This is a genomic window from Mangrovimonas futianensis, from assembly GCF_021245805.1.
GTDB classification, from domain to species: Bacteria; Bacteroidota; Bacteroidia; order Flavobacteriales; family Flavobacteriaceae; genus Mangrovimonas; species Mangrovimonas futianensis.
On record NZ_JAJJNF010000003.1, the window covers coordinates 332,427 to 357,980 of the forward strand.

Sequence of the window (25,554 nt, forward strand, 5' to 3'; positions counted from 1 at the left end):
GTTCAGAACTGAAAATAAATAAACGTTTTTTCGTTTTTACTAAACAAGAAAATGATAATGACCACGATGTAATAAAACGCCAGTCTCAAAGGTCGTTTCCATTTTAGACCCAGTGTTTCAATAGCATACAGATCTCTTCTTCCCAGCCACTCGATCCAAATGAAAATCATAAGGAGAACTAAAATATTTGTTGGTCTTATTTCAGGGATAGAAAACAGGGATTTATTGAATAAACCTTTTATGTATAAAATGGCTTGGTGCATGTTTTCTGCTCTAAAGAAAATCCAGGCAATAGTTGTTAACACAAAGGTCCCCAACATGCTTAAGAATGACTTAAAGGAAGGCCATCTAGAGTGAGATGCCACCACATCCAAATGAGATCTATTTCTATGGGTCAACAATAATGGTAAAAAGTATATGGCGTTTAAAGCTCCCCATATAATGAAGGTCCAATTGGCACCATGCCAAAAGCCACTTATAATAAAGATGATAAATACATTTCTAATCACTTTTATTCTAGAGCCTCTACTGCCTCCTAGTGGAATGTATAGATAGTCTCTAAACCATGTGGAGAGAGAGATGTGCCACCTACGCCAAAATTCGGCGATGTCTCTAGAAAAGTAAGGGAATGCAAAGTTTTGCTTGAGGTTGAACCCGAAAAGTCTGGACGTACCAATGGCGATATCTGAATAGCCTGAAAAATCGCCATAAATTTGGAAGGCGAAAAATATAGCTCCTAAAGCCAAGGTGCTTCCTGAGAAATCTTGAGGCTCATTGAAAACTGTATTAACCACAGCAGCACAGTTATCTGCAATGACCATTTTTTTAAATAACCCCCAAAGTATTTGTCGCAACCCATCTACGGCTTTGGCATGCTGAAATTGTCTTCTAATGTAAAATTGAGGTAATAGGTTGGTGGCACGCTCAATGGGACCCGCAACCAATTGAGGAAAGAAACTAACAAAAGCGGCAAAGGCAATAATATCTTTAGTTGGCTCTAGTTTTTTTCGATATACATCGATGCTATAGCTCAATGTTTGAAAGGTATAAAAACTAATTCCTACAGGTAAAATAATGTTTAAATTTTTGACATTTAATTTGTGCCCAAAAAAGGAAAAAGCGGTTATAAAGTTTTCTAAGAAGAAATTATAATATTTAAAAAAGCCTAAAAAGCCCAAATTAACCAAAATACTTGTCCATAGTAAAGCTTTACGCTTAATTTGCCTGGACTCTTTTTGTAGAGAAAGGCCTATCGTATAGTCGACCAAGGTGCTAAAAACAATCAAGGATAAGAACCGCCAATCCCACCAACCATAAAACACATAGCTCGCTAAGACAATTAAAAGATTTTGTAGCCTTAAATTATTTTTGGTAACGATCCAATAAAGGCAAAAAATAATTGGTAAGAAAATAGCAAAATCGATGGAGTTAAATAGCATGGGTATTTAGTTTCTTAGAAATTTTCTTATTTTCTGAATGATGTAATATTGAATGGAGTGGGAATGGGAATATGTTATTTTTTTAGTTGATGTCTGTTTGGTTTTTTGTGCCCATACCCAATCAGAATCTTCTTGAATTATAAAATTATCGTAATTGGGATGTTGCATAACCAACAGTTCAAAAATTTCCTTAATATGAGGTGTTGTCAATTCTTGTTGAGACATGCTTCTATGGGTTATCCCGTCAGTAGCATCTTTTCTTTTGTTTGCTCTTGCATAGGTCCATTTATAATCGTCCCAAATGATCCAACCGTTTTGATTCAATAACTTGTCACAAAGAAAAAATGAACTACTATCGATGGTCCAGTTTTTTGGCCCATCAATGATGATTAAATCATACTTTGGTTTGCAGATTTTATTTTCATTGGTGGAGCTGGATTTAATATCGTTATGCAAGAACCAATTGTATCCAGAGGTCATTCTGTGAATTTCTACATAAGTTTCCAAATCCAATGATTTAAGTTGTTCTTCTATGGAGGGTTTGAAACTGTCTTTGACCTCTAAAAGGTCTACACAAGTTAGCTCTCCTCCTCCAATTTCATCAAGTGCTGCAGCCATATAGCAACTGGCAGTGCCATGAGCAATGCCCAATTCCAAAATGTGTTTGGGTCTGTTTTTTATAATGAAATCATATAGAGATTTGGCGTTATTTTTTGAGATGTAAGGCACGCCTTTAACTTTTTGGTTTACTTGATCGAAAGTCATATTGAGGTGTTTAATAGCTTTTTTATCTAAAATTGGGGTGATGCTAAGATTTTTAAATATAATAGTTATCTTGTATTGTGATTTGATTTTTATTTCTTTTCTATGTTTTTTGTGACTAACTCATTTGGTTTTTACAATTATTCTTAAAATTCTATAAAGCATCATTTTTTTTCTAATTAAATCCACCTTAGAACTAAACAAAAACTTTGAACTTATTAAAAGGCCTTGTTTGAAATTACCTTTTTGGAATAAGCTTATAGACTCTCTGTAACTATCATAAATTAATTCCTTTTTACGTTGTTTTATAGCTTTCGTTTTTTTTTCTTTAAACCTCCAAGACCTTTTATTCTTTTTCTCCCACAATATTATAGCACTTCTATATAATTCTTCAAATGAGTTTTTTTGTTGTTTCCAATCAAAAGATTTGATTAATAATTTGGTTTGATTGGCATAATCTAAATATTGCTTATTATTATTTTTGAGAATAAGTATGCTTTTAGTAATAGCTTTGATATTTCCTCTAGGGCATAAAATACCTCCTCCTTTAGATAAGGCCACAGATGCCATTCCTACGTCTGTAGAAACGACAGGAATTCCACAAGCCATTGCTTCTAATACAGGTAAAGGACCACCTTCGTAATCGGATGTACATAAATAAAGATGTATTTTTTCAAAAAATTTATGGGCATTTTTGTCAGAGGTTTGCCTAAAATGGGTGTATTTAATATTGAGACTTTCCATAACTTCATATAAATTTTCCCAACCATTTCCTTGTAAAATCAGTTCTACATTTTCATTTTTTTTTATTAATTCACTTAACACATCAAAGGCAACATCCAAACGTTTTCTATTATATTTTCCAGGATAAGATCCCATCATTCCTATTTTAAAAACACCTTCTCCGTGATAAAGGTTTATTTTTCTTCCTTTAAAGGATTCTATATTAATTCCTAAAGAGGCTAAAAATATAGGAGTATTTGTTTTTTGTCTTATAAAGCTTAACCATTCTGGTGCCACTACATGAATTAGAGTAGCCTTAGAGGCCTCTTCAATTTTTTGGAATTCTTCTTTACACACATGATGTATGGTGGAGATTTGAGGAATAGATATTTCCCTAAAAAATAGTTTGTAATTTTCGGCCAGATGAACAACATTAAACAACCAATGTATAACGTCTACTTTTTCTAGGAGTTCATTAAATTCATCAAAACGGTACTTGAACTCATGAATAGAAAAAAAATAGATTTCAAAATCAGGAAGTATTTTAACGATTGCTTTGGCTATAGTACCTTCAGACCAATAAAAATTTGCTGTGACCAATAATATCTTCATAATTTAGAATGAAGCTTTTTCAAATAATGAATAAGGAGAATTTGCAATACAGAAAAATAATACCATCGCTTTTTAAAAACTTCCCAATGTATACGTTTATATTCTGCCTTTTTGAATGTAGTTTTTTTTGGATTATTCCTAACATTCCCGGAATGGCTTCGCATAAAGTTAAGTTTTTCGTTAACATAGCAAAAATTACAATTCTTTAGACATAGTTTAATCCAAAAATAAAAGTCACCTATTGTCTTGTAGTCTTTAACTTTCCTTATCAAAATAGCGTGTTTTTTTTTGATAACCGCACTACTAACATTTCGAATTATGCAATAATCTGGTAAGAAAAGTTTCAAAAAGTCATTTCCTTTAATCTTAAAATCACAAGATAGTAAGTCTTTATATTTACGTTCTATTCGAGTAGTATTTCCAATATCCTTATCATGTTTATCAACATTAGTTGTTTTTGTGAAAACTACGTCAATTTTCTCATCAGAAGTAAAGACTTTCATGATTACTTCCAAAAAATTAGGTGAAGCGTAATCGTCACTTTCAGCTATCCATATGTAATCTCCTTTTGCCAAGTCAATTCCTTTCATCCATTGATTAAAAGGAGAGCCTGAATTTTCTTGATTGTACAGAATATTTGAAACCTTTGGGTGGTTTCTATAGCTTTCTATTATTGTTTTGCTCGAATCGGTAGAACAATCGTCTAAAATAATTACTTCATAGTCTAGATATGTTTGCTTTAAAATACTCTCTATACGCTGCTTTAAATACAGTTTATGATTGTAATTGGGTATTATAACTGAAACTTTAATCTTATTGTTTTTCAACATTATTTTACATTGAGTACTTCAAATAAAACACTTACTCTTTTATAAATTAAGTATTAAACTTAAATTATAATTTATTCAATTCAATGAAACCATTATTTTATGGCACTGAATGTAACTTTTTATTATGCATTTTCCTTTTTAAAATATGTTCTATGGTAGAAATAATGTTCTGATTTTACATTTTTCTTAATATCTGAATTACATAATGTAGGAGTTTGACTTGTAATAGCTATATCTGGCCACTCAATACAAGTTATTTTATACCCTTTTTTAAGAAAAAATTGACTTAATTCTATTTCCCCATTGGTAATAATATGTCTTTTAATTTTCTCCTTTACACCAGGGAATTCATTATCAAGCATTTTTAAGAAATACATTTTTGAAATAAAGGAATAAGTCTGTACATGAGGTAAATCATTTCTTAAGCTTCTAGAAGGATGATCAGTGAAGTTAATTGTACTACCACTTATAGCAATCGACTCGAATTTTTCAAATTGTTCAATGAATTTTTTGTACCAATTTTTTCGAAAAGGACCATATCCACTCCTATTTTGAAAAAATATATAATCATTTTCAGTGGATATAGGTTTAATTTTTTCAAGCATCATTTGATATGAGCTAAAATCTCTACCAAGATTACTTTTATAAAAAATCTGTTTAAGCTCTATTGAATGATGATTCATGAACATAACTTTTATAATACACACAAAAATTTTATCAAAAAAATTCACATTATGAACCTTACTAATACCAATAAATAAAAATACTTTGTCAACCCCAGAGTCCATATTTTTTATTCGATTCAGATTCCTCAAATCTTTTAGATATAAGCGAGAATCATTAGCAGTTGCATAGCAATGAAAATATTTTCTAGTTGTCATTTATATATATTCAATCAATTATTAGTTGATCATAAATTAATAGTTTTAATATTGTTTGAGTCACACAACCAGTTCTATTGCAATTTAATTTTTTCTTAGAAAAAACCTATAAATTTTGAAGGTATTAAGAATTGGTTTTTAGATATCCATGTTTTGCTTAAATATGTTTTTATATTCGTAATAACTATTAATTTAATATGGATATAGCTAGTTAATGAATTACGGTTTAAGTATCATCACTCCCCATTATAATTATATAATGGGGCTAGAGAAAATTTATTCTTGCTTGAAAGTGCAAACTCTTAAGAATTGGCAATGGGTTATTGTGGATGATTTTTCTGATGAAGCTATAGTAACTGCTACTAAAAAATGGTATCAACAAATTAATGATGAGCGTGTGCTTCTTGTTTGTAATTCTGAAAAAACCAATGCATCAGTGTGTCGGAATCAAGGGGCAACTAAAGCAAGATTTGAAAGCCTGGTATTTTTGGATGCTGATGACACAATTTCTAAAGATTTTGTAAAGAATCGACATTTGGTTTTTAATGATTTTGTGGTTTTTAAAAATTGGGCTGTTTTGGGTGCAGATGGTAGTCAAGTAAATAAGGGAACCAAAAGGCAAGACTATTTAAACTGTTTTTTGAATGCTAAATTTATATGGCAAACGAGTACTATTTTGTGGAAGAAATCATTTTTTAATCAAATTGGGCAATTTGATCCCAATTTAGAGCGATTGCAAGATGTTGAGCTCTCTATTAGAGGGTTGCTTCTTGGTAATCAGTTTCAAGTGATAGATAATAAAATTGATTTTTATTACACTCCGAATCCAATTCGATCAAAAACAGACATAGTTGAAAGGTCTTGTCGGTCAGTAAATTATTTGATTTCAAAGATAGAACAGAGATACTCTTTGAATGCTAGCCAGATTAAATTGCTGCAGGCTTACTATTTTGCCTGTGTGAAAAATTTGCAAAGAACAAAGAATAGAAGCGATGTTGTTTTTGTCAAACAAAGTCTAATACTTTTTAGGGAGAAAAGGTTTATTAATTTTTATCAATCCGCCCAAGGAATTATTCTACTTTTTCTGTATCGTTATCAATTAATTTCTGATTCTTTATTTCTGAAATGGAATCGCTATTTATTCAAGTAAGCTGATGAAATAAATTTATGTCGTTGTAGACCTTTGTGTTTGGTTAAATCTCTATTATATTAGCAGGTATGATAGAAGTATCGGTTGTATTGCCAATTTATAACGGAGAAAAAACGCTTTGCAGTACGTTAGACAGTTTATTAGCTCAAACCTACAAGAATTTTGAAGTTATTGCTTGTATTGATGGCAGCCAAGACAATTCTGAACTGATCTTAAGGGAGTATGGGGCTCAGTTCAAAAAAATAACTATTCTAAAAAATGAATTAAACCGAGGTCTCGGACCAACAATGAACAGGTTAGTTCATGAGGCTAAGGGAAAATATATCGCCATAGCTGAACAAGATGATTATTACTATCCTGAAAGATTGCAGCTTCAAGTTGATGTGTTGAATACCAATCCGTCTATTGGCTTGGTTTCTGGGATCGCTGAATTTTATAATGGAAGGAAGGTAGTTGGTAAATTTCCTGGGCTCTTAGTTCGAGGGGAGAAGTATCCACAAGGTGTTGAAATGTTTTTGCTAAACTATAGGAATCACTTAAAGGTTGTGAATAGTTGTATTATGTTTAGGAAATGCCTTCATATAGATAAAGGATTGTATTTTACTCAACACTATCCTAGTATAAGTATAGACTGGACTTACATCTTACGATTTTCGCTTGTTTCAAACATACATGGTCTGCCACAAGTTCTCGTACGTTTGGACCGCCGACCAGACCGGGATTCAGTGACTTCTAATAAAACGAAACAGTTTAAAGCAACTAGGGAATTGCTACGGGCTTTTGCTTATGAATTTCCTCAGTATATTAAACAGGAGGACTTCGACTATGCTATGAGAACACAATATCTATTAGAATTAGGCCGAAAATCCAGCACATCATATCTTTTTAAATGGTTTCAGTATTACTTAAAATGTCCAACAGATAGACGGTACATTAATAACATAACAAGTCGCATTCGTAGTAAATTTTTAAAATGATAAATCCTTTAAAGCAATTTTTAGTTGAAAAGACCAAATTTTATAAGTTAGGGAAGGCCATAGATTCAGACGTTTATTTCAACAAAACTAAAGAGCTTTCTCAATTAGAGATTTTGAAAGCCCCGAGACGTACCGAAATTATCAATTATTTTATCGGTTTCGTTGATGCACAGAGATATTTGGAAATCGGAGTTAGAAACCCTGAAAAAAATTTTAACCGACTTCAATGTCCTATAAAGTTTTCTGTAGATCCTGGTGTGGAATTTGAAGAGAACCCAGTTGATTTTAAGATGACTTCGGATTTGTTTTTTGAGAAGCTTGCAAAGAATGAATTAGAAATTAATCCTCAAGAAAAATTTGATGTGATCTTTATTGATGGTTTGCACTTGGCCAATCAAGTGGAAAAAGATATTTCGAATAGCCTTGAATATCTTTCAGAAAAAGGAGTCATCATTTTGCATGACTGTAATCCTCCCACTGAATACCATCAAAGGGAAACCTATGGTTTTATGTGGTCCCCAGCTAGATCTTTTTGGAATGGAACTACTTGGAAAGCCTATTATAAAGTAAGACACCAAAGAGATTTATTTACTATTTGTTTTGATTGCGATTGGGGAGTGGCGGTCCTATCCAAGCATCCCTATCCGTTTTTTAATCAAATTCAGGATGGTATTCAAAACGAATTTTACGAATTTTCAATTTTAAATAAGTTTAGGGAAGAACATTTAAATTTGAGTTCATTTGATACTTGGGTTGAATCAACTAAATTAAAGTAATTTCTAGGTATTAATACTTATGAGAATATCGAGTTTTATGATAATTGCTATATTCGTTGTTTATAAATAGTTATGGTAATTAGTTCTTCTATTCTTCCTCAAGAACATGTTTTTGCAAAAAAGTCAAATGTAAAACACACACTTCATTTAGAGGCTATTTGTGTCTTTGTGGCTACCGGCTTTTTTATGGATGAAGATACTTATTGGAAGGATTTGGTTTGTTTAGCTCCTGCACATGACCATGAATTTGATTCAAATGGACGACTTATTAAAAGTTCCCCAAATTTTCAATGGCATTATACTCCTAGGAAAATTAGTTTTGATCAAGCTTTAGAAGAATATGTTGCTCTATTAACCCAAGTTTTGAAAGAACAAACTAATGGAAGAGAAGTTATCCTTCCATTGTCGGGAGGTTTGGATAGCCGCAGTCAGGCATTGGTTCTTAAAAAGTTAACAAATCCAGTTCATGCATTTAGTTATTCATTTCAAAACGGATATCCAGAACATCAAATAGCAAAACAAGTAGCCTCTGTCTGTGGTTTTGATTTTAAGGAGTTTATAATAAAACAAGGATACCTTTGGAATTGTATTAAGGATTTGGCGACCATCAATGGTTGTTATTCTGAATTCACTCATCCCCGTCAAATGGCTGTTTTAGATGAATTAAAACAGGTCCAAGGAGTTTTTTCCTTAGGACATTGGGGCGATGTGTTATTTGATAGAGGGGTGCCTGAAGGTATTAATGAGTCTGAGATAGTTTCGTTTGTGTTTAAAAAAATGGTTAAACCTAAGGGGCTAGAGTTAGCCCAATGCTTGTGGGAACATTGGGGGTTGGATGGAGATTTCAAATCATATTTAATAGCTCGTATAGAAACAGGATTGAAAAAAATAAAAATTGACAATATAAGTGCCAAAGTACGGGCATTTAAAACAATCCAATGGGGGCATCGTTGGACAACTACTAATTTATCCATTTTCAAGGAAGCTCACCCTATATCGATGCCTTATTATGATAACCGAATGTGTGAATTTATTTGTTCCATTCCAGAAGCCTATTTAGCTGATAGAAGACTTCAAATTGGCCATTTAAGACAAGATAAAACGATCGCAAATATAACTTGGCAAGCTCAAAGACCATTTAATATCAACAATTATTCTATAAATAAGATGCCTTTTAACCTTCCCTATAGAGTTTTGAGTAAATTTAAGCGATTGGGTCAAGGCTTTTTAGGACATCCCTACGTTCAAAGAAACTGGGAATTACAATTTCTTGGTGAAAACAATGAGGAATGTTTGAAAGACTTTTTGTATAATGAGAAGTTTAATGAATGGATTCCAAGAGCTATTATTGAAGATTTTTACAATAGGTTTAGGAAGGTTAATGCTATTCCTTATTCTCATCCAGTAAGTATGTTGTTGACTTTATCTGTTTGGTATCAACGGAATTTTAAAGGTAATTAAATGAGGAGTCAACGGATTAAGATTCTATATACAATCCCCAATTTTAATACCGCAGGTAGTGGTAGGTCAGTTTATGATTTAGTAAAAGGGTTAGATCGCTCTATTTTTGAACCCGAAGTTTGTTGTTTTCATGCAAAAGGGGCTTTTTATAATGAAATTGAAGCCTTGGGAGTAAAGATTCACTTATTTCCTTTTACAACCACTTATAAACCTTATTCAGGTTTCTTTTTTCGTGTGCTAAAAATAAGTCGGTTTTTTAAAAGCAACCAATTCGATTTGATTCATTCTTGGCATTGGAGTTCTGATATTAGTGAGCCTTTAGCGGCAAAAATAGCAGGAATACCTTATGTATACACCAAGAAAGCCATGGGCTGGCATAGCAGGTTTTGGAAATGGCGATCAAGGTTAAGCTCCAAAATCATTGCTGTAAACAAGGATATGATGAAGGAATATTTCACCAATATACCTCATAAGGTTTCTAATTTTCCTTTAGCAATTGATACTAAGGTTTATGCACCAAACTCAGGCACGTTATATTTGAGAAAAGAATTAGGATATTTAGAAAATGATTTTGTTATAATTACCGTTGCAAATTTGGTAAAAGTAAAAGGCATTGAAACCTTAATAGAGGCGGTAATAAAACTAAATAACCCTCAAATAAAGGTTCTTATAGTAGGAGATGATACTAATGAATATGCTTTAAGAATAAAATCTATTTATTCAAATAAGAGTTTTATAAAGTTTATGGGCAAACAATTGGATGTCAAACCTTTTTTGGCGCTATCGGATTTGTTTGTGATACCAACCAAAGATGTAGGTAGAAAAGAAGGTATTCCTAATGCACCATTAGAAGCCATGGCAATGGAACGTATTGTGTTGGGCTCTTGTATATCAGGAATTAAGGATATCTTGGAAGAATTTCAAGATTGTATGTTTATGGCAGACAACATTAATGAGCTGGCACAGAAAATTGCTTATTGGTATTCGGTTGATTTAAAGGCAAGAGAGAAATTGGCCAAAAGGATGCGGAACCATGTTATAGAATCTTTTTCAATTGAAGAATTTATTCAAAATCACCAGGTGTTATATTTGAATCTTATACAGAAATGAAAAGGCCCATGAAAATAGCTGTTTATTCTGGAGAAATTCCAAGCACGACCTTTATTGAGCGTCTTATTCATGGATTGGAAAGGAGTGATTGCCATGTTCTTTTGTTTGGGGTGAAAGCATCAAACCATTATCCAAATAAGAAGAATGTTAAGAATTTTGGCTATAGAAATAACAGGTTTTTTAAGATTGTTTATTTACTAAGTTATTGGTTAAGGCTTACAATTTTTAGAAATAGGGACAAGAAACGTTTACACCTTAAATTAAAAAAGTTATCAAGATATCACTTAAATGTTTTGATAAAAGTCTATCCTGTTCTTTGGTATAAACCTGATATTTTTCATATTCAATGGGCAAAGGGTATTCAAGATTGGATGTGGGTTCAGGATTTTGGTATAAAAATAATTTTAAGTTTGAGAGGTGCGCACATAAATTATTCGCCTCTTGCTGATCGAAATTTGGCAGAAGTATACAAACAAAATTTCCCAAAATTGGATGCGTTTCATGCTGTTTCAAATGCCATTGGAAAGGAAGCAGTCATTTATGGGGCTGATAAAAATAAAATACTAACCATTTTAAGTGGTTTGGACTTAAAAAGCTTTCCATTTTCTAAAAGAAGATCAAAATCTCCGGTTTTTAGAATTTTATCCATAGGAAGGGACCATTGGAAAAAGGGTTACCACTATAGTTTGGATGCATGTAGCAAATTAAAGAATCAAGGAATGGATTTTCACTATCAAATTGTTGGTTTGAATCCAGATTTTGAAGTATTATATCAGCTTAAAGATTCTAATTTGGAATCGCATGTGAAAATAGAATCTCACTTGCCTATGGATTTAGTTCGTTTTTATATTCAGGAGGCTGATGTTTTGCTATTGCCTAGTATTGAGGAAGGGATCGCTAACGTGGTTTTGGAGGCTATGGCTTTGGGCACTTTAGTGGTGAGTTCTGATTGCGGAGGGATGAATGAAGTTATCGAACACAAGGTTAACGGTCTATTGGTGGCTGTAAGAGATCCAGAGGCTATTGCAGAGGCTTTGAAGGAAGTATCTGAAATGACGGATTCAACTTATGAAACCATAGTGATGAATGCAAGGGACACGATTGAAAGACAGCACGATATTGAAGAAATGATTAATAAAATGATAGGTCTTTATTCTAAAACGTTATTTTTTGATAAATGAATAAACCCCAAAGAATAGGTATTGTATTGACGCGTGTTCCCGGTTATTCTGAAACTTTTTTGGTAAACAAAATCGTTGGATTGCAGAATCAAGGCATTGAGGTTATTCTCTTTGTAGATCAAAGTGTAGGAATTCCTAAGGATTTCATTTGTAAAATAAAATGTATGCCTTATGGAGATCCTTTGAAATGGAAGCGATATTTAAAAATGGTTCTTTCGATATGGAATATCCTTTTTTCACATCCACAAAGGTCTTACAAGCTTTTTAGAATGCATCGAAAATCCTTAAGGTCAAGAGTTAGAAGTTTCAAAAATGTTCTTCTTGCTCAACCCTTATTAAATGAATCCTTGGATTGGCTGCATTTTGGCTTTGGAGTTTTGGCTGTTAATAGGGAATTTGTGGCTAAGGTAATTGGAGCTTCCATGGCAGTGAGTTTTAGGGGATATGATTTATATCTTTCACCTTTGAAACAACCCGATATTTATAAGGAATTATTTGCGACTTCATGTAGGTATCATGTACTTTCACAGGAAATGAGATTGGACCTTACTAATCAGGGAGTGAATTCAAATCAAATAGAGGTTATCTATCCTGCTATTGATGTTGATTTTTTTCGTTCAGAAGTAGATGACATAGTGTTTTCATATCCCATAAAGTTTTTAAGTGTTACTCGGTTACACTGGAAAAAGGGTTTGGAATATACTTTGGAAGCATTAGCTCATCTTAAAAATGAGGGAATTGATTTTAAATATACAATAATCGGTGAAGGTGATCAATATGAGCGCCTAGTCTTTGCTGTTCACCAATTGGATTTAGTAAAGGAAGTTCGGTTTTTAGGCAAGCAATCGCCTGCAAAAGTCAAACAGGCTTACAAAGAGGCCGATATCTATCTACAGTATAGTATTCAGGAAGGCTTTTGCAATGCGGTTTTGGAAGCTCAAGCCATGGGCATACCTTGTGTGGTATCTAATGCCGAAGGATTGGCTGAGAATATATTAGACGGGAAAACAGGTTGGGTAATACCTAAAAGAGTCCCGATTATTTTAGCCAATAAAATAAAGGAGATTCTTTTGATGGATGTTAGTAAATTAACAGAAATAAGAAATATGGCAAAAGAACGGGTTTCTGATAAGTTTAATATGGAAGCGCAGCAAAGGAAATTTGTTGAATTCTATAAAAGGTAGTTTGATTTGAGTTTTAAAAAATTTAAAGTCATTGTTATAGGCTTACCCAAGACAGGAACTTCGACTATAACCGTTATGTTACGGATATTGGGATATCAAGTCACTGGACCCGATATTCATTTTGAAATAGGGAAAACACCATATTTGAAAAAACAATTTGAAATTTTTGATGGCTTTCAAGATTACCCTTGGTGTTTTGAATGGTGGCGGTTTCGAGAAGATGATCGGGTTTTGTTTATTGAATTAAAAAGAGAAAAAGCCGCTTGGTGGCGAAGTTTTTATGATTCTTATGGTGGAAAGGATACTAATTATTTGTCATACCCTTATTTTAAGATAGCGAAATCTAAGGAGAACCAAGAGGCCTTTTTGGGATTTTTTGAGCAGTACTATGACCATTTTGTTTCCTATAAAAAAGAGCATCCAGAAAAAGTTTTGAGCGTAGATATAAAAAACCTTTCTTGGCAAGACTTGTGTGTTTTTTTGAACGAACCCATCCCCAAGAACCTATGGGGACAAATTGTTAAAAAGCCACATGTTAATCAATTGAACTATCAGCAAGGTCAGAAAAAAAAGTATCTTTTGATTAAAAGAATTAGGAACTTCTGGATTCCTATCATAGGAGTTAAGCGTTGGCAAAAATTGATGCTTTTTTTGAGAAAAAATGGAATTTAAATAAGGAGCTGTGATAGATAAAACTAAGGTTTTTGTAATAGGTTTTCAAAAGACAGGTACCACCTCATTGGAATTAGCTTTACAAAGGTTGGGCTTTCGGGTGTATGGTGGTGATAAAAACCTAATGAAATTTCAAAATACAATAGAACTCAAGACTTATATCCAGAAAACTTTACAGAATTGGGATGCGGTTCAGGATATGCCCTGGCCCATATTTTATAAACAGTTATTTGAGCTTTATCCCGAAGCGTATTTTATTTTAACAGTTAGAGATCCTCAGTCTTGGATTCAAAGTGTTGTTCAGTTTTTTGGAAGTATTCGTTTTCCTTTGCATCAAAAAATTTATGGAGTGCCTTGTGCCGAGGGCTATGAATCTAGATACTTAGAAGTCTATCAACAGAATAATAAGGAGGTTCAATTCTTTTTTTCTGGCAAGCCCCACTTTTTGGTTATGGACATGAAGAAGGATTTTAACTATGAGACCTTATGTAGTTTTTTAAACATACAAGACATCCCAATTGAAGCTTTTCCACATGGAAGAAATAATGGGAGGAGAACCCTTCCAAAATATAAATGGTACCGGGATTTAAGGTCCCTCTATTGGAATTTAAAAAAAGGGTATTAGTGCATATTCTATTTTTATATACGTTTAATAAAGGTCTGTTGTCACAATTTTATAGTGAATTGGCAACTAAACTTTCCAATGATGGCTATCGAGTCACTTTTTTTAGCTTGAAAGGACAAAGGAAGGTAGATGATTCTCACCCTTTTGAATTGATTATCAAAAAAAAAGGAGGCTATCTTAGGAATTATTATGAGATTTATAATATACTAAAGAGCGCTCAACCAGATGTGGTGGTGTCCAATTTTAGCTATGTGAATCCAGCCCTTTTGTTTGGAAGGCTATTTGGAGTCCCGAAAAATGTTGTTTGGTATCATTCTCTAAATGAGCAGACTGGAGCCTCTAGAAAACAGATTTTCATAAAAAAGCAGTTTTTGAAATTGGCTGATTTGGTCATTGCCAATTCCAAAAGGACCAAGGAGGAGCTCATATCCATTTATGGTCTTTTGGATTCTAGGGTTAAGGCTGTCCCATTTTGGACGCCTATACATCAAATACTAAAAGACGAGATAGAACTTCAACAGGAGCGTTCTAGTGATAGACTTCTTAAAATAGGGTGTCCTGGGCGTTTGGAAACCCATAAAAATCAGAGAATGGTTCTTCAAGCATTAAACCAATTAAAGGATTCCGGAATTGCCCATTTTAAATTGTTTTTGGCAGGCCAAGGTGATGATGAATTTTCCTTAAACCAATTAAGTATCGATCTGCAGTTTGAAGAGCATTTGGCGTTTTTGGGCCACTTATCCCATACGGAAATGATTGAGTTTTATCAGGAAATGGATGTCATTGTTTTGCCTAGTTTACATGAAGCTTTTGGATTGGTGTTTATCGAGGCGCTGGCCATGGGGTGCCCCGTTTTGGTATCGTCGGCCTTTGGGGCATTAGGGTATGTTCAGGAAAGTGAAGAGATCTTGGATCGATTTGTTTTTGACCCAAGGGAGATAGCTTCACTCACTCAACGGTTGTTGCCCTATATGCAAGGACAGGGAATGGAAAGGCATTATTTTAGAGCGCTTTATGAACGATATTTTGATGTTGATATAATTTATAAGCAAATCAAATGTGTATTATTAAACTCATGAAATTTTGTGAGTGATCCAAAGAAATTAGTGTTTTGTGAGCTATTTCCACTTAAAATTGTATCAGATTTTAGGATAAAGGATTGAAGATTTGATATAAAGAATTGTATCTTGAAAGTTTAATTAAAATCAAAGGTTGTTGAAATAATTTAGGATTTTTAAATGCCTGAATGAGTAGAAATAGTTAAAAGGAAATAAGTGTTAAAAGTGAAATATTTTGTAAATGGTATAAAAAAATATATTCCGAAAAGAGAGTCTTCTTTTGTGGATGTTTCCTTATGTGGTGTGCCATTAAAGGTTTTAAAGAACTCTATTAGATTGCAACAAGACAAGGATGATGCTTGGTGGTTTTCTTTGACTAAACATCATAATATTATATTCGACATTGGTAGTAATGTAGGCTATATGTCCTTGCTTGCTCTTATTCAAAACCCTAATAGACAAATCCTGTTGGTTGATCCTAATCCAAAAGCGTTACAAGCTGCTTCAAAGATGTTTTTAGAGAATCAAATAGGGTTTCGTGCCAACTATTATTCCGCTTTTGTGAGCGATACTTGTGACGAAGCGGTTACATTTTATACCATAGGAACAGGAGCAGCAGGCAGTATGTATGCTTCTCATGCCAAAACCGCATCACAAACGAACTCCTTTATGAATGTTAATTCAGTAACCTTGGATTATCTAATGAGCTTTTATGAGGTATTGCCGGATTTGGTCAAAATTGATGTGGAAGGAGCAGAGGCTCTAGTCTTGGCTGGATCTAAAAAGCTTGCAGACAAGTCGAAGTGTGGTTTTTTTATTGAAATGCATTGTAATGACCAACTAACCATGGTAAATAATACTCAAATGGTTTTGGATTGGTGTGTATCGGTAGCCTATAATGCGTGGTATTTAAAGACTGGGACTCTTTTAACGTCACCCAAACCTGTAGAGCATCGTGGAAAATATCATTTATTATTGCTTCCTGAAGAAAAATCTTATCCAGGCTATTTGACAGGAATTGCTGAGGCCAGTACATTACCAGAATCTTTATAATGCTATTTAAACTTTTAAAGTATTTACAGCCCACCCATTATTTTCAACGGTATCGAGCTGATGGTCAATCGGTATTTCCCATAGCCAGTGAATTACCTAAAGAGGTTCTTAACCAATTACAGCCTGATTTGGGGTATGAATCCGATTTGGGAACCCAATATGATTTATCGTGGCAAGCCATTCAATATGGGTATCTTGGTGATGTTTCCACTTATACTACATTTGAACCGGTTCCGCTGTTGGATGAGTATCGGTTTTTGAGGAAGCATTTTCATGTTGCTTGGGTGTTTTATGTGCTATTACTTCGACTGTTTGGGTTACATCCTCCCCTAAAGGAAATAGCTGCTTGGAAGGCTTCGAAAGGCAATAAGCATATTACTTTTGATCAAAAACCCATCCGGTATCCAGATTATGATGCCTATGATTCTAGTTTAATACAGGTCTCACCTTTGGTGAGTGTGGTCATTCCTACTCTCAATCGTTATACGTATCTTCATGATGTTTTAAAGGATTTTGAGGCACAAACCTATACCCATTTTGAAATTTTGGTTGTGGATCAATCCGAACCCTTTCGACCGGAGTTTTATCAAGGGTTTGATTTAACTATCCGTGTTATCCGACAGGAAGAAAAGGCTCTTTGGTTGGCTCGAAATCAGTCCGTCAAAGCTGCTCACGGAACTTACATCGCTTTATCAGAGGATGATGTACGAATTCCCAAGGATTGGATTGAACAGCATTTAAAATGTATGGACTATTTCAAAGCAGATATTTCTGCCGGTGTTTTTTACCCAGAAGGTGGGCATATGCCCAAAGAACGTTCGTTTTTTACTTTGGCTAGCCAATTTGCTACGGGTAACGCTCTGTTGCATAAAGATGTTTTTAAGCTAGTGGGTCTATTTGATCGTCAGTTTGAGAAGCAACGGATGGGTGATGGGGAATTTGGAATGCGGTGTTATTTGGCAGGCCTTAAAAGTGTCTCTAATCCGCTGGCTTTTTGTTTGGATGTGAAGGCTGGTGTTGGAGGATTACGGGATATGGGGAGTTGGGATGCGTTTCGACCCAAGCATTGGTTGGCACCTAGACCTATTCCTAGTGTTATTTATTATTTTAAGAGGTATTTTGGAAATCAGGCAACTATATATAGCCTTTTGCGAACCGTCCCTTTTTCGGTGATGCCTTATCAGTTTAAAAAAAGTAAGTCGATGATGGTTTTAGGTGGCTTAATCAGTTTATTACTGCTGCCCCTTATTTTGTTTCAGGTAACACGTTCCTGGTATTTGGCACGTCTGAAACTTAAAGAGGGACCAAAGATTGAGAGGTTAATTGATGAGTAGATGTGTGGACAATTAACAATTAGCAATGAACAATAGACGGATTAGTTATAGGAGAAAAGAAAATAGAAAATAGAGAATAGAAAATAGTAGTCAGTAGTTAGTAGTCAGGAGTCAGTAGTCACTAGTCAGTAGTGAGTTGTGGTTTAATTGGGTAATCGTTTTGAGTTAGATTCTAGAGGCAAGAACCAAGACGAATTGGTGTTTAGTTTTTGGTTGTTGGTTTATGGTGGTTTTTGCTCTAATTACCTTATTGGTGAAGAAAAGTCGGTTTCGTCCACCTATTATACTATTACCTCTATATAGAGCCAAGAATCAAGAATCAAGATGGATTGAGAATAGAATATAGAGAAAAGGAAATAGAACCTATGGCTTAAAGCATATCGCAATTAAGTAGACAGTATTCAGTAGTCAGGAGTCAGTAATCAGTAGTGAGTTGTGGTTTCATTGTGTAATCGTTTTGAGTTAGATTCTAGAGGCAAGAATTAAGTGAATAGTGAATAGTTCTAATATTAGTTTTCTAAAAAAAAAAAAGTGTGTAAATCGTTGAAAAATAAAAACTTATTGCTTGTGACGTCTGAGTTTCCGCCCTTGCCAGGGGGGATTGGTGAGCATGCTTACCAATTGGCGAAACAACTATATCGATTAGGCTATCACATCACCGTATTGTGTGATCAACGAGTTTCGGAAGGTCTTGAAGAACATACATTTGACGAAGCTCTTCCGTTTCAAGTAGTTCGTACTGCACTTCGAAGTTCTCGGTGGCAGATGTATTTTCAGCGTATTCAACAGTATCGTGAATTGGCAGCCCATACGGATGTGGTTCTTGCCAGTGGGAAATTTTCTTTGTGGTTGGTGGGTTTTACCCAATGGCTTTATAAAAAGCCGAGTATAGGGATTCTGCATGGGTTTGAAGTCAATTTCCATAAAACCGCTTTAAAGAAAAGTATTGACAGAGCATTGCAATCATTTGATCGTTTGGTTGCCGTATCCAATTTTACAGCCTCTAAGGTTTCTCAGTTCCAGGATAAGGTTCACGTGATTCCCAATGGGTATGCGAAGGATAAATGGGCAACCACCCATTTTATTCCAGTTACTTTGAAAGGGAACCCTAAACTGATTACCGTGGGGAACGTTCATGAACGAAAAGGACAATTGCAGGTTATTAAGTTATTGCCTGAATTGCTTCGTGTTTTTCCAGACCTACATTATCACTGTGTGGGACTGCCAACCGAGGTTCCCAGATTTCAAAAAGAGGCCGAACAGTTGGGGGTCGAGTCACATATCAGTTTTCATGGAAGGTTGTCTACAGATGAGGTGGCTTCCTATTTAAAAGACGCCGATATCTTTGTGATGCTGAGTCAGGAGACAGCTTCTGGGGATGTTGAGGGCTTTGGGATTGCGATTTTGGAAGCTAATGGTTTTGGGATTCCCGCCTTAGGAGGCTTGGGTAGTGGGGTGGAAGATGCCATACAGAATGGGGTTTCTGGGAAATTGGTTGATGCTAAAGACCCTCAAGCCATTTTAGAAGCCATTCAGGAGATTTTGAGTTATTATAAAGCTTATTCGGAAGGTGCGAAGGCTTGGGCTCAGGTCCATGCTTGGGAGCAGGTTGTTAAAGGTTATGTGGAGGTGATTGAAGGATTTAGTAATCAGTAAACAGTAAGCAGTAGTCAGTAGTTAGTAATTAGGAGTTCGTGGGAAGTTTGATTCATGAATCAAGCGTCAAGATGATTTTAGTTTGTTGTTTTTAGTTGATGGTTGATGGTTGGTGGTTGGTGGTTGCGGGGAGTGAAAAGAGTCCTTCTAAAGGCTCCGTTTGAAATGAAGGTTTTTGTATGCATCGTCTTCGACAGGCTCAGACTGACAGTGAGAAATTAGGCAAGGATTGCGTAATTTTAAAAGTAGTGATGAATGTTATGCTGATCTTGTCGCAGCATGTTTTATCTCGAATGGCCCATTTTTAATTAGTCGAGTTATTGTAATAATCAAAGTTTTTATGCTATTGGAAATGAAATCGTTTGTGTTCATCGTCTTCGACAGGCTCAAACTGACAGTGAGAAGTTAGGCAAGGATTGCGAATTTTAAAAGTAAGGACGTATGTCATGCTGAGCTTGTCGAAGCATCATCTTCAATAGGTCCTTTTAAACCACCATTTCCATATTCCGTATAATTTTTAGAAAACTTAACTAAATCCTTCCAATTTTCCTGTATCATGGCCTGTTTTTTTCTTCTGGACCAACCTTTTATTTGTTTTTCAATCTTAATGGCCTCGGTTGGATTTTCAACCATACAATGCCAAATTAGCTTTACTGGTAATCGCGAATGTGTATAAGAGCTCTTGGATATCTTAGTTTGATGCTTCATCATTCTCCTCTCAAGGTCATTGGTTATTCCTGTGTAATAGGATTTATCAGAGCATTCTAATATATAAACAAAATAAAATTTCATGAGATTAAGTTAATGAAAATATGGTTGTCAGTTGCTTTAAAACTTTTTTGAAAACACTTCGACAAGCTCAGTGTGACATTAAATTGAAATGCTTATTATGGCAGCCCTTCGACAGGCTCAGGGTGACATTAAATTAAAATGTTTTTTGTATGAATACTTTAATCCTTCAACTGCGTTCAGGATGGACTCCCCTAAGTGAGACAATGAATTGAAATTATTGTATTTGTTTTAATCGTCTTCGACAGGCTATGTGACATTAAATTGAAATGCTTATTATGGCAGCCCTTCGACAGGCTCAGGGTGACAGGGGGATGGTGGCCTTTTATATTTTAATTATGTTTTGGGTAGACTCTGCACAAACCGATATGAGGGGTAATTTTTTATTGGAGCTTTTCCATGCTATAGAGCTTGGTGGTTTGGGGTAATGGGCTATATTTGATTGCCAAACCATTCTTTATGACTTTGACCATTATTTCACATACGGAACATTATAAAACAGCCAATGGCCAGATTGTGGGGTTTGGGCCTACCGTAATGGAAATCAATAGTCTTTTAAACCTTTTTGATCGGATTGTTCATGTGGCTATGTTACACGATGGAACGCCACCTGCTCATGCTATGGCTTATCAGGATAAACGGATTGAGTTTCGGGGGTTGCCAGCCATAGGAGGATCAAAAATGACTGACAAATTAAGAGTGCTTTGGCAAGCTCCTAAGGTGCTACGTCAGGTTAAAAAGGCGGTGGCAGAAAGTGACTGGTTCCAATTTCGGGCGCCCACGGGGATAGGGGTATATGTGATTCCTTACTTGATGTGTACTCAAAAATCAGGTTGGTTTAAATATGCTGGAAACTGGAAACAGGAGGCAGCACCTTGGTCCTACCGTTTTCAACGGTGGCTGCTGATGCATCAAAAACGGAAGGTGACCATTAATGGGCATTGGCCCGATCAACCCAATCAATGTTTGACCTTTGAGAATCCATGTTTAACGGTAACCGAACTTGAAAAGGGAGTATCCGCCTTCCAAACTAAAAAACCTATAACTGAAGGGGTGGTTCTCTGTTTTGTTGGACGCTTGGAGGAAGCCAAAGGCGTGGATGTTTTTTTGAATGCATTGAAGGAATTGCCCGACTCCCTTCTAAAACAATTGGACCAGGTTCACGTGGTAGGCACCGGCCCTGAGATTGCTCGATATCAAAATCTCATGGCAGGTTTTAATATTCCAGTCCTATTTCATGGTCTTTTGTCTCGGGTTGATGTCCATAATATCTATGCAGAAAGTCATGGTATTGTGCTTCCCACTCAATCGGAAGGTTTCCCCAAAGTCATTTCTGAAGCTATGGCATATGGGTGCGTACCTATGGTCTCCTCGGTTTCTGCTATTGGTCAGTATGTGACTGTTGATACAGGCTTTTTGTTGGATGATTTGAAAATTGAAACCTTGGTAAAAACTTTATCATCTTTTTTGGATTTGACTACAGAGACCTATCAAAATATGGGTAAGCAATGTTTGGATGGCGTTAAGAAGTTCTCCTATGCCTCCTATGGTGAACATTTAAAAGAGGTCATTTTATAAAGGTTTAAGTTCTAGAATTTTATTCAGACAATTGAGTGAAAATTGTTGTGTTTTACAAAATTAATCTATTTTAGAGGTGTTAAAGGAAGTTTAAAATGCCCAAAAAGAGTTTTACGCGGTTCATTAAGCGCCACCCATTTTTTTATTTAACTCGATTTCGTTTATTATCTCAAAATGGAAATGAGCAAAGTATGGCGGACATGAATTTTAACTCTAATAATCCCAAAACGGAGATTCCTGCTTATTTTAAGGTTATCAATGATATTATTTTTATGGGAGGTACTTTTACTGACGATTTAGACAATTTAAAAAAGTTGAGTGTTTGGTTGCATGATCATATTCCGGGAGGTCCAGGTTTAAGCAAACCATCAGAAGAAGCTTTGAGATTGATGTTGGCTGGTAAAGGTGGGGTATGTAGTGATATGGCTCAAATTTTTAACAATTTTTGTGTGCTTAATGACCTAGAAATACGGGAGTGGGGAACAACGCGGGCTCCTTTTGATCCTGTTTATGGCGGTCATAGTTTTAATGAGGTTTTTTGCAAGGAATTGGATCAATGGGTCATGGTGGATGTTTATTATTGTCTGTTATTTTATTCTGAAACTCTGAAACCTCTGTCGGTCATGGAATTTTTCGATTCTCAGAGGCGCGGAAATTCTATTTCGGTTGAATGCTTTAAGGAAGGTATGCATGTAGATGATATGGCCCTGGAACGTAATTATTTTCAAAAATCAACGATCCCTTTTTTGATTTGTAATTATTCTAATCGAACTTACGATCGGTGTTTAAAATTGGCGCCTAAAATTGTTCCTGTGTTTGTCATTCACTTTTGGATTTATTTATTGCGAAAGAGCTACTATTATCTATTTCCATTGGATCGGTTTCAAAGAATATTTTCCTAACTTTCTCAAAAAAGTATTATTTTTTGGATTTTAGAAATCAATCATTTTTTGGTTTAGTGATTTTACATGCATTGATTGGCATGGTCTTGTATTTATATGAACCCATAGCTAGGGTTTATTTTCTTATAGCTTTAATAATTTTTCTTTACAGGATAATCACAAGTAGCAATAACGAACGTGTATTTGAGGTTTTAAAAGCTTGTGGTTATTTTGTTGGTGCCGAAGTATTATTCAGAACAACTAGAGGAGGGATATCTTATGAAGCGGGAAAATATCTGGTTATTGCCTTTTGTGTCTTGGGGATGTTTTATAAAGGTGTTTCAGGGAAGGGGTACCCCTATTTTATCTACCTTTTATGTATGATTCCCTCTATCTTTGTGGCCTCTACGACCTTGAGTTTTGATGCCCATTTTCGAACCAATATCGCCTTTGTGTTGAGTGGGCCCGTTTGTTTGGGTCTGGCAGCTTTATTTACCTATGACAAACGTATTACTCAAAATCAGCTTCATGAAATCTTGTTTTTAATGTTGTTGCCTATTATATCTCATACTATATATATCTATTTTTATAATCCAAGTATTGAAGAGGTCCTTTCATCTAATGCGTCTAACAGAGCCGCTTCTGGAGGTTTTGGAGCCAATCAAGTTGCGACAACTTTAGGTTTGGGTATGTTTTTGGTAGCCATTCGTTTTTTTATGAAGTCTCCAAACCTTTTTATGAAGTTGTTTAATCTCCTTTTGTTTGGATTGATTGGGTATCGTGCTTTGGTCACCTTTAGTCGGGGTGGCGTTATTGCAGCTTATCTTACTTTGATAATATTTTTATTTTATTATTTTAAATCTAGTAATTTGAAACGACGGACTGAATTAGTTGTAATGTTATGTTTGTTTTTTGGTATTAGTTTTTCGGTGTGGGTAATCAGTAATTCCGAAACTTCAGGTTATATCGAGCTTCGTTATGCTAATAAGGATTCACGTGGACGAGAAAAAGGGGATATAACTACTGGTAGGAGTACCTTATTTATGGAAGAATTGGAAGGGTTTATCGAGCATCCTTTTTTGGGTATAGGTTCAAGTCGATCTAAGGACCAAAGAAAGGAAGAAGAAGGGCAAGGAGTGACCTCTCACAATGAGGTGAGTCGTACCCTGGCTGAACATGGGATTTTTGGGATTGCCATGTTGGTGATTTTATTGTTCAAACCTGTGTCCATTCGAAGTCGGAATAGGCGCAATGTGTTCTTTTATGCCTTTTTGGCTTTTTGGTTTGCGACCGTTAATCATTCTAGTATGCGTATTGCGGCCCCTGCTTTTGTTTATGCCTTGGCCTTATTAAATGTTACTTATGAAAAACGTCCTTTACGTAGGCAACAACCTGCAGCAATCAAAGAGTAACGTTTCTAGTATCCATGTTTTAGGGTCTAGACTGGAAGCTTTTGGTTTTAAGTTGTGGTATACCTCTAGTAAACGCCATAAATGGTTGCGTTTGCTGGATATGTGTTGGTGTGTTTTAGTGAAACGACGTTGGGTTGATGTGGTTTTGATCGATACCTATAGCACTATTAATTTTTATTATGCTTTGGCAGTGAGTCAATTGTGTCGTTTGTTACACTTGCCTTATATTCCCATACTTCATGGCGGGAATTTGGAAAAGCGACTTCAAAGAAATCCTAAATTATCGCGCTGTGTGTTTGGGCCTGCACATACTTTGGTGTCACCTTCGCTTTTTATGAAAGACACCTTTGAAAGTCATGGGTATCCATCTGTTTATATTCCCAATAGCATTGAAATCTCTAAATATCCTTTTCAACAACCCTCGTTTGAATCCATTCGTCTCTTGTGGGTACGTTCCTTTTCTGAAATTTACCATCCAAGTTTAGCGGTTCAAATTTTAAAGGGCTTGCAAGACTTGGGCTATGATGCCTCTTTGACGATGGTAGGTCCCGAAAGTGATGGGAGTTTTAAGAAGGTGCAGGATTTGGCAAAGGAAATGGATGTTATCGTAACTTTTACAGGAAAGTTATCCAAGACAGACTGGCATCAACTTTCCAAATCCCACAACTTTTTTATCAATACCACCCATTTTGATAACATGCCCGTAAGTGTTATTGAAGCCATGGCCTTGGGATTACCTGTGGTGTCTACGCGTGTAGGAGGGATGCCATATTTGGTTTCGCACAAGAAGGATGGGTGGTTGGTGCCACCTAATGACACCAAGGCTTTTGTAGAGACTTTAATCTATTTATTTGAGCATCCAGAGGTGGCAAGCTCCATTGCTTTGGAGGCTAGGAAGAAGGTGGAGGGGTTTGATTGGGAAGTGGTGAAAGGGCAGTGGGTTGGTTTGTTGAAATGATAAGTTAATTTAGTTTTCATGTTCATTTTACCTTGATGTAAAACGAACCAAAACATCAAGACTTACTTTTTAAGTCTTGAAAATCTGGCAAACTTCCTTTATCATGTGCGCCACAACCGCTGCGCTCGTCCGGCGCTCCTCTGCCCGAGCGAGGAAGGTTTTTGATTTTCTACGTCTTAAAAACTAGGTCGGTTGTTTTTCGGCTTTGCCGAAATGAGGTTTTGACTTTTATTACAGGTAAGAATTAGGTCGTTGTTTTTTCGGTGTTGCCGAGATTTGTTTTGAGGACTCACATGATGTGCTACCCTGCACCATACTAAAAATGGAATGATACTTTTACTTTGATGCAAAAGTATCCAAAACATCAAGATGTTCTGATGCCATTAGCTATCTTTCGATAGCTACCATGAGCTTTGGGCATTTAAACCTATTTCTTTTTAATATGGTTCGGT

24 protein-coding genes are annotated in these 25,554 nt (G+C 35.3%); 18 read left to right on the forward strand and 6 right to left on the reverse strand.

What is annotated here, in order from left to right; genetic code table 11:
* Positions 1-2: 2 nt before the first annotated feature.
* The 5 genes from LOK78_RS06845 to LOK78_RS06865 all read right to left on the reverse strand — a co-directional run bounded on the left by LOK78_RS06845 (position 3) and on the right by LOK78_RS06865 (position 5,247).
* Positions 3-1,439, reverse strand: a complete 1,437-nt coding sequence (locus tag LOK78_RS06845) for an MBOAT family O-acyltransferase (protein ID WP_232634422.1) — start codon at positions 1,437-1,439, stop codon at positions 3-5.
* 6 nt (positions 1,440-1,445) lie between these two features.
* A complete protein-coding gene (locus LOK78_RS06850) occupies positions 1,446-2,204 on the reverse strand; it encodes a class I SAM-dependent methyltransferase (RefSeq protein ID WP_232634423.1) in 759 nt (252 codons plus the stop codon).
* 120 nt (positions 2,205-2,324) lie between these two features.
* Entirely contained in the window at positions 2,325-3,281 is a 957-nt protein-coding gene (locus tag LOK78_RS06855; RefSeq protein ID WP_232634424.1) for a glycosyltransferase family 4 protein, read from the reverse strand.
* Between the two features lie 251 nt (positions 3,282-3,532).
* Entirely contained in the window at positions 3,533-4,366 is an 834-nt protein-coding gene (locus tag LOK78_RS06860; RefSeq protein WP_053972489.1) for a glycosyltransferase family 2 protein, read from the reverse strand.
* A gap of 122 nt (positions 4,367-4,488) precedes the next feature.
* Entirely contained in the window at positions 4,489-5,247 is a 759-nt protein-coding gene (locus tag LOK78_RS06865) for a hypothetical protein (RefSeq protein WP_232634425.1), read from the reverse strand.
* Between the two features lie 214 nt (positions 5,248-5,461).
* Here LOK78_RS06865 and LOK78_RS06870 point away from each other — a divergent pair, with 214 nt between their 5' ends.
* The 13 genes from LOK78_RS06870 (at position 5,462) to LOK78_RS06930 (ending at position 19,484) form a co-directional block, all read left to right on the forward strand.
* A complete protein-coding gene (locus LOK78_RS06870; RefSeq protein ID WP_232634426.1) occupies positions 5,462-6,397 on the forward strand; it encodes a glycosyltransferase family 2 protein in 936 nt (311 codons plus the stop codon).
* A gap of 68 nt (positions 6,398-6,465) precedes the next feature.
* Positions 6,466-7,374, forward strand: coding sequence for a glycosyltransferase family 2 protein (locus LOK78_RS06875; protein ID WP_232634427.1), 909 nt, complete (start codon positions 6,466-6,468; stop codon positions 7,372-7,374).
* A complete protein-coding gene (locus LOK78_RS06880; RefSeq protein WP_232634428.1) occupies positions 7,371-8,150 on the forward strand; it encodes a class I SAM-dependent methyltransferase in 780 nt (259 codons plus the stop codon). The genes LOK78_RS06875 and LOK78_RS06880 overlap by 4 nt, the downstream gene beginning before the upstream one ends.
* 72 nt (positions 8,151-8,222) lie before the next feature.
* Positions 8,223-9,611 carry an asparagine synthase-related protein gene (locus LOK78_RS06885; RefSeq protein ID WP_232634429.1) on the forward strand — a complete coding sequence of 463 codons (1,389 nt, stop codon included), beginning with the start codon at positions 8,223-8,225 and terminating at the stop codon, positions 9,609-9,611.
* Positions 9,612-10,721 carry a glycosyltransferase gene (locus LOK78_RS06890; RefSeq protein ID WP_232634430.1) on the forward strand — a complete coding sequence of 370 codons (1,110 nt, stop codon included), beginning with the start codon at positions 9,612-9,614 and terminating at the stop codon, positions 10,719-10,721.
* Positions 10,722-10,729: 8 nt separating this feature from the next.
* Positions 10,730-11,902 (forward strand): glycosyltransferase family 4 protein, encoded by a 1,173-nt coding sequence (locus LOK78_RS06895; RefSeq protein WP_232634431.1) that lies wholly within the window; start codon positions 10,730-10,732, stop codon positions 11,900-11,902.
* Positions 11,899-13,086, forward strand: coding sequence for a glycosyltransferase family 4 protein (locus tag LOK78_RS06900; RefSeq protein ID WP_232634432.1), 1,188 nt, complete (start codon positions 11,899-11,901; stop codon positions 13,084-13,086). Before LOK78_RS06895 ends, LOK78_RS06900 begins: the two co-directional genes overlap by 4 nt.
* A 6-nt stretch (positions 13,087-13,092) precedes the next feature.
* Positions 13,093-13,758, forward strand: a complete 666-nt coding sequence (locus LOK78_RS06905) for a sulfotransferase (protein ID WP_232634433.1) — start codon at positions 13,093-13,095, stop codon at positions 13,756-13,758.
* Between the two features lie 10 nt (positions 13,759-13,768).
* Entirely contained in the window at positions 13,769-14,383 is a 615-nt protein-coding gene (locus tag LOK78_RS06910) for a sulfotransferase family protein (protein ID WP_232634434.1), read from the forward strand.
* On the forward strand, positions 14,332-15,462 hold the full coding sequence (locus tag LOK78_RS06915; RefSeq protein WP_255673739.1) for a glycosyltransferase family 4 protein: 1,131 nt from the start codon (positions 14,332-14,334) through the stop codon (positions 15,460-15,462). The genes LOK78_RS06910 and LOK78_RS06915 overlap by 52 nt, the downstream gene beginning before the upstream one ends.
* A 204-nt stretch (positions 15,463-15,666) precedes the next feature.
* Complete coding sequence (locus LOK78_RS06920; protein ID WP_232634436.1) at positions 15,667-16,494, forward strand: FkbM family methyltransferase; 828 nt, start codon at positions 15,667-15,669, stop codon at positions 16,492-16,494.
* Positions 16,494-17,828 carry a glycosyltransferase family 2 protein gene (locus LOK78_RS06925; RefSeq protein WP_232634437.1) on the forward strand — a complete coding sequence of 445 codons (1,335 nt, stop codon included), beginning with the start codon at positions 16,494-16,496 and terminating at the stop codon, positions 17,826-17,828. Before LOK78_RS06920 ends, LOK78_RS06925 begins: the two co-directional genes overlap by 1 nt.
* A 567-nt stretch (positions 17,829-18,395) precedes the next feature.
* On the forward strand, positions 18,396-19,484 hold the full coding sequence (locus LOK78_RS06930) for a glycosyltransferase family 4 protein (protein ID WP_232634438.1): 1,089 nt from the start codon (positions 18,396-18,398) through the stop codon (positions 19,482-19,484).
* A gap of 444 nt (positions 19,485-19,928) precedes the next feature.
* On the opposite strand, the gene LOK78_RS06935 is transcribed toward LOK78_RS06930, so the two are convergent.
* Complete coding sequence (locus LOK78_RS06935; RefSeq protein WP_232634439.1) at positions 19,929-20,276, reverse strand: GIY-YIG nuclease family protein; 348 nt, start codon at positions 20,274-20,276, stop codon at positions 19,929-19,931.
* A 275-nt stretch (positions 20,277-20,551) separates the two neighbouring features.
* On the opposite strand from LOK78_RS06935, the gene LOK78_RS06940 reads away from it, so the two are divergent.
* The 5 genes from LOK78_RS06940 to LOK78_RS06960 all read left to right on the forward strand — a co-directional run bounded on the left by LOK78_RS06940 (position 20,552) and on the right by LOK78_RS06960 (position 25,102).
* Positions 20,552-20,701 (forward strand): hypothetical protein, encoded by a 150-nt coding sequence (locus tag LOK78_RS06940; protein ID WP_232634440.1) that lies wholly within the window; start codon positions 20,552-20,554, stop codon positions 20,699-20,701.
* Between the two features lie 31 nt (positions 20,702-20,732).
* Positions 20,733-21,851, forward strand: a complete 1,119-nt coding sequence (locus LOK78_RS06945) for a glycosyltransferase (RefSeq protein WP_232634441.1) — start codon at positions 20,733-20,735, stop codon at positions 21,849-21,851.
* Positions 21,852-22,051: 200 nt separating this feature from the next.
* On the forward strand, positions 22,052-22,753 hold the full coding sequence (locus LOK78_RS06950) for a transglutaminase-like domain-containing protein (protein ID WP_232634442.1): 702 nt from the start codon (positions 22,052-22,054) through the stop codon (positions 22,751-22,753).
* Positions 22,754-22,776: 23 nt separating this feature from the next.
* Complete coding sequence (locus LOK78_RS06955; protein ID WP_232634443.1) at positions 22,777-24,144, forward strand: O-antigen ligase family protein; 1,368 nt, start codon at positions 22,777-22,779, stop codon at positions 24,142-24,144.
* A complete protein-coding gene (locus LOK78_RS06960) occupies positions 24,095-25,102 on the forward strand; it encodes a glycosyltransferase family 4 protein (protein WP_232634444.1) in 1,008 nt (335 codons plus the stop codon). Before LOK78_RS06955 ends, LOK78_RS06960 begins: the two co-directional genes overlap by 50 nt.
* Positions 25,103-25,554: the final 452 nt, after the last annotated feature.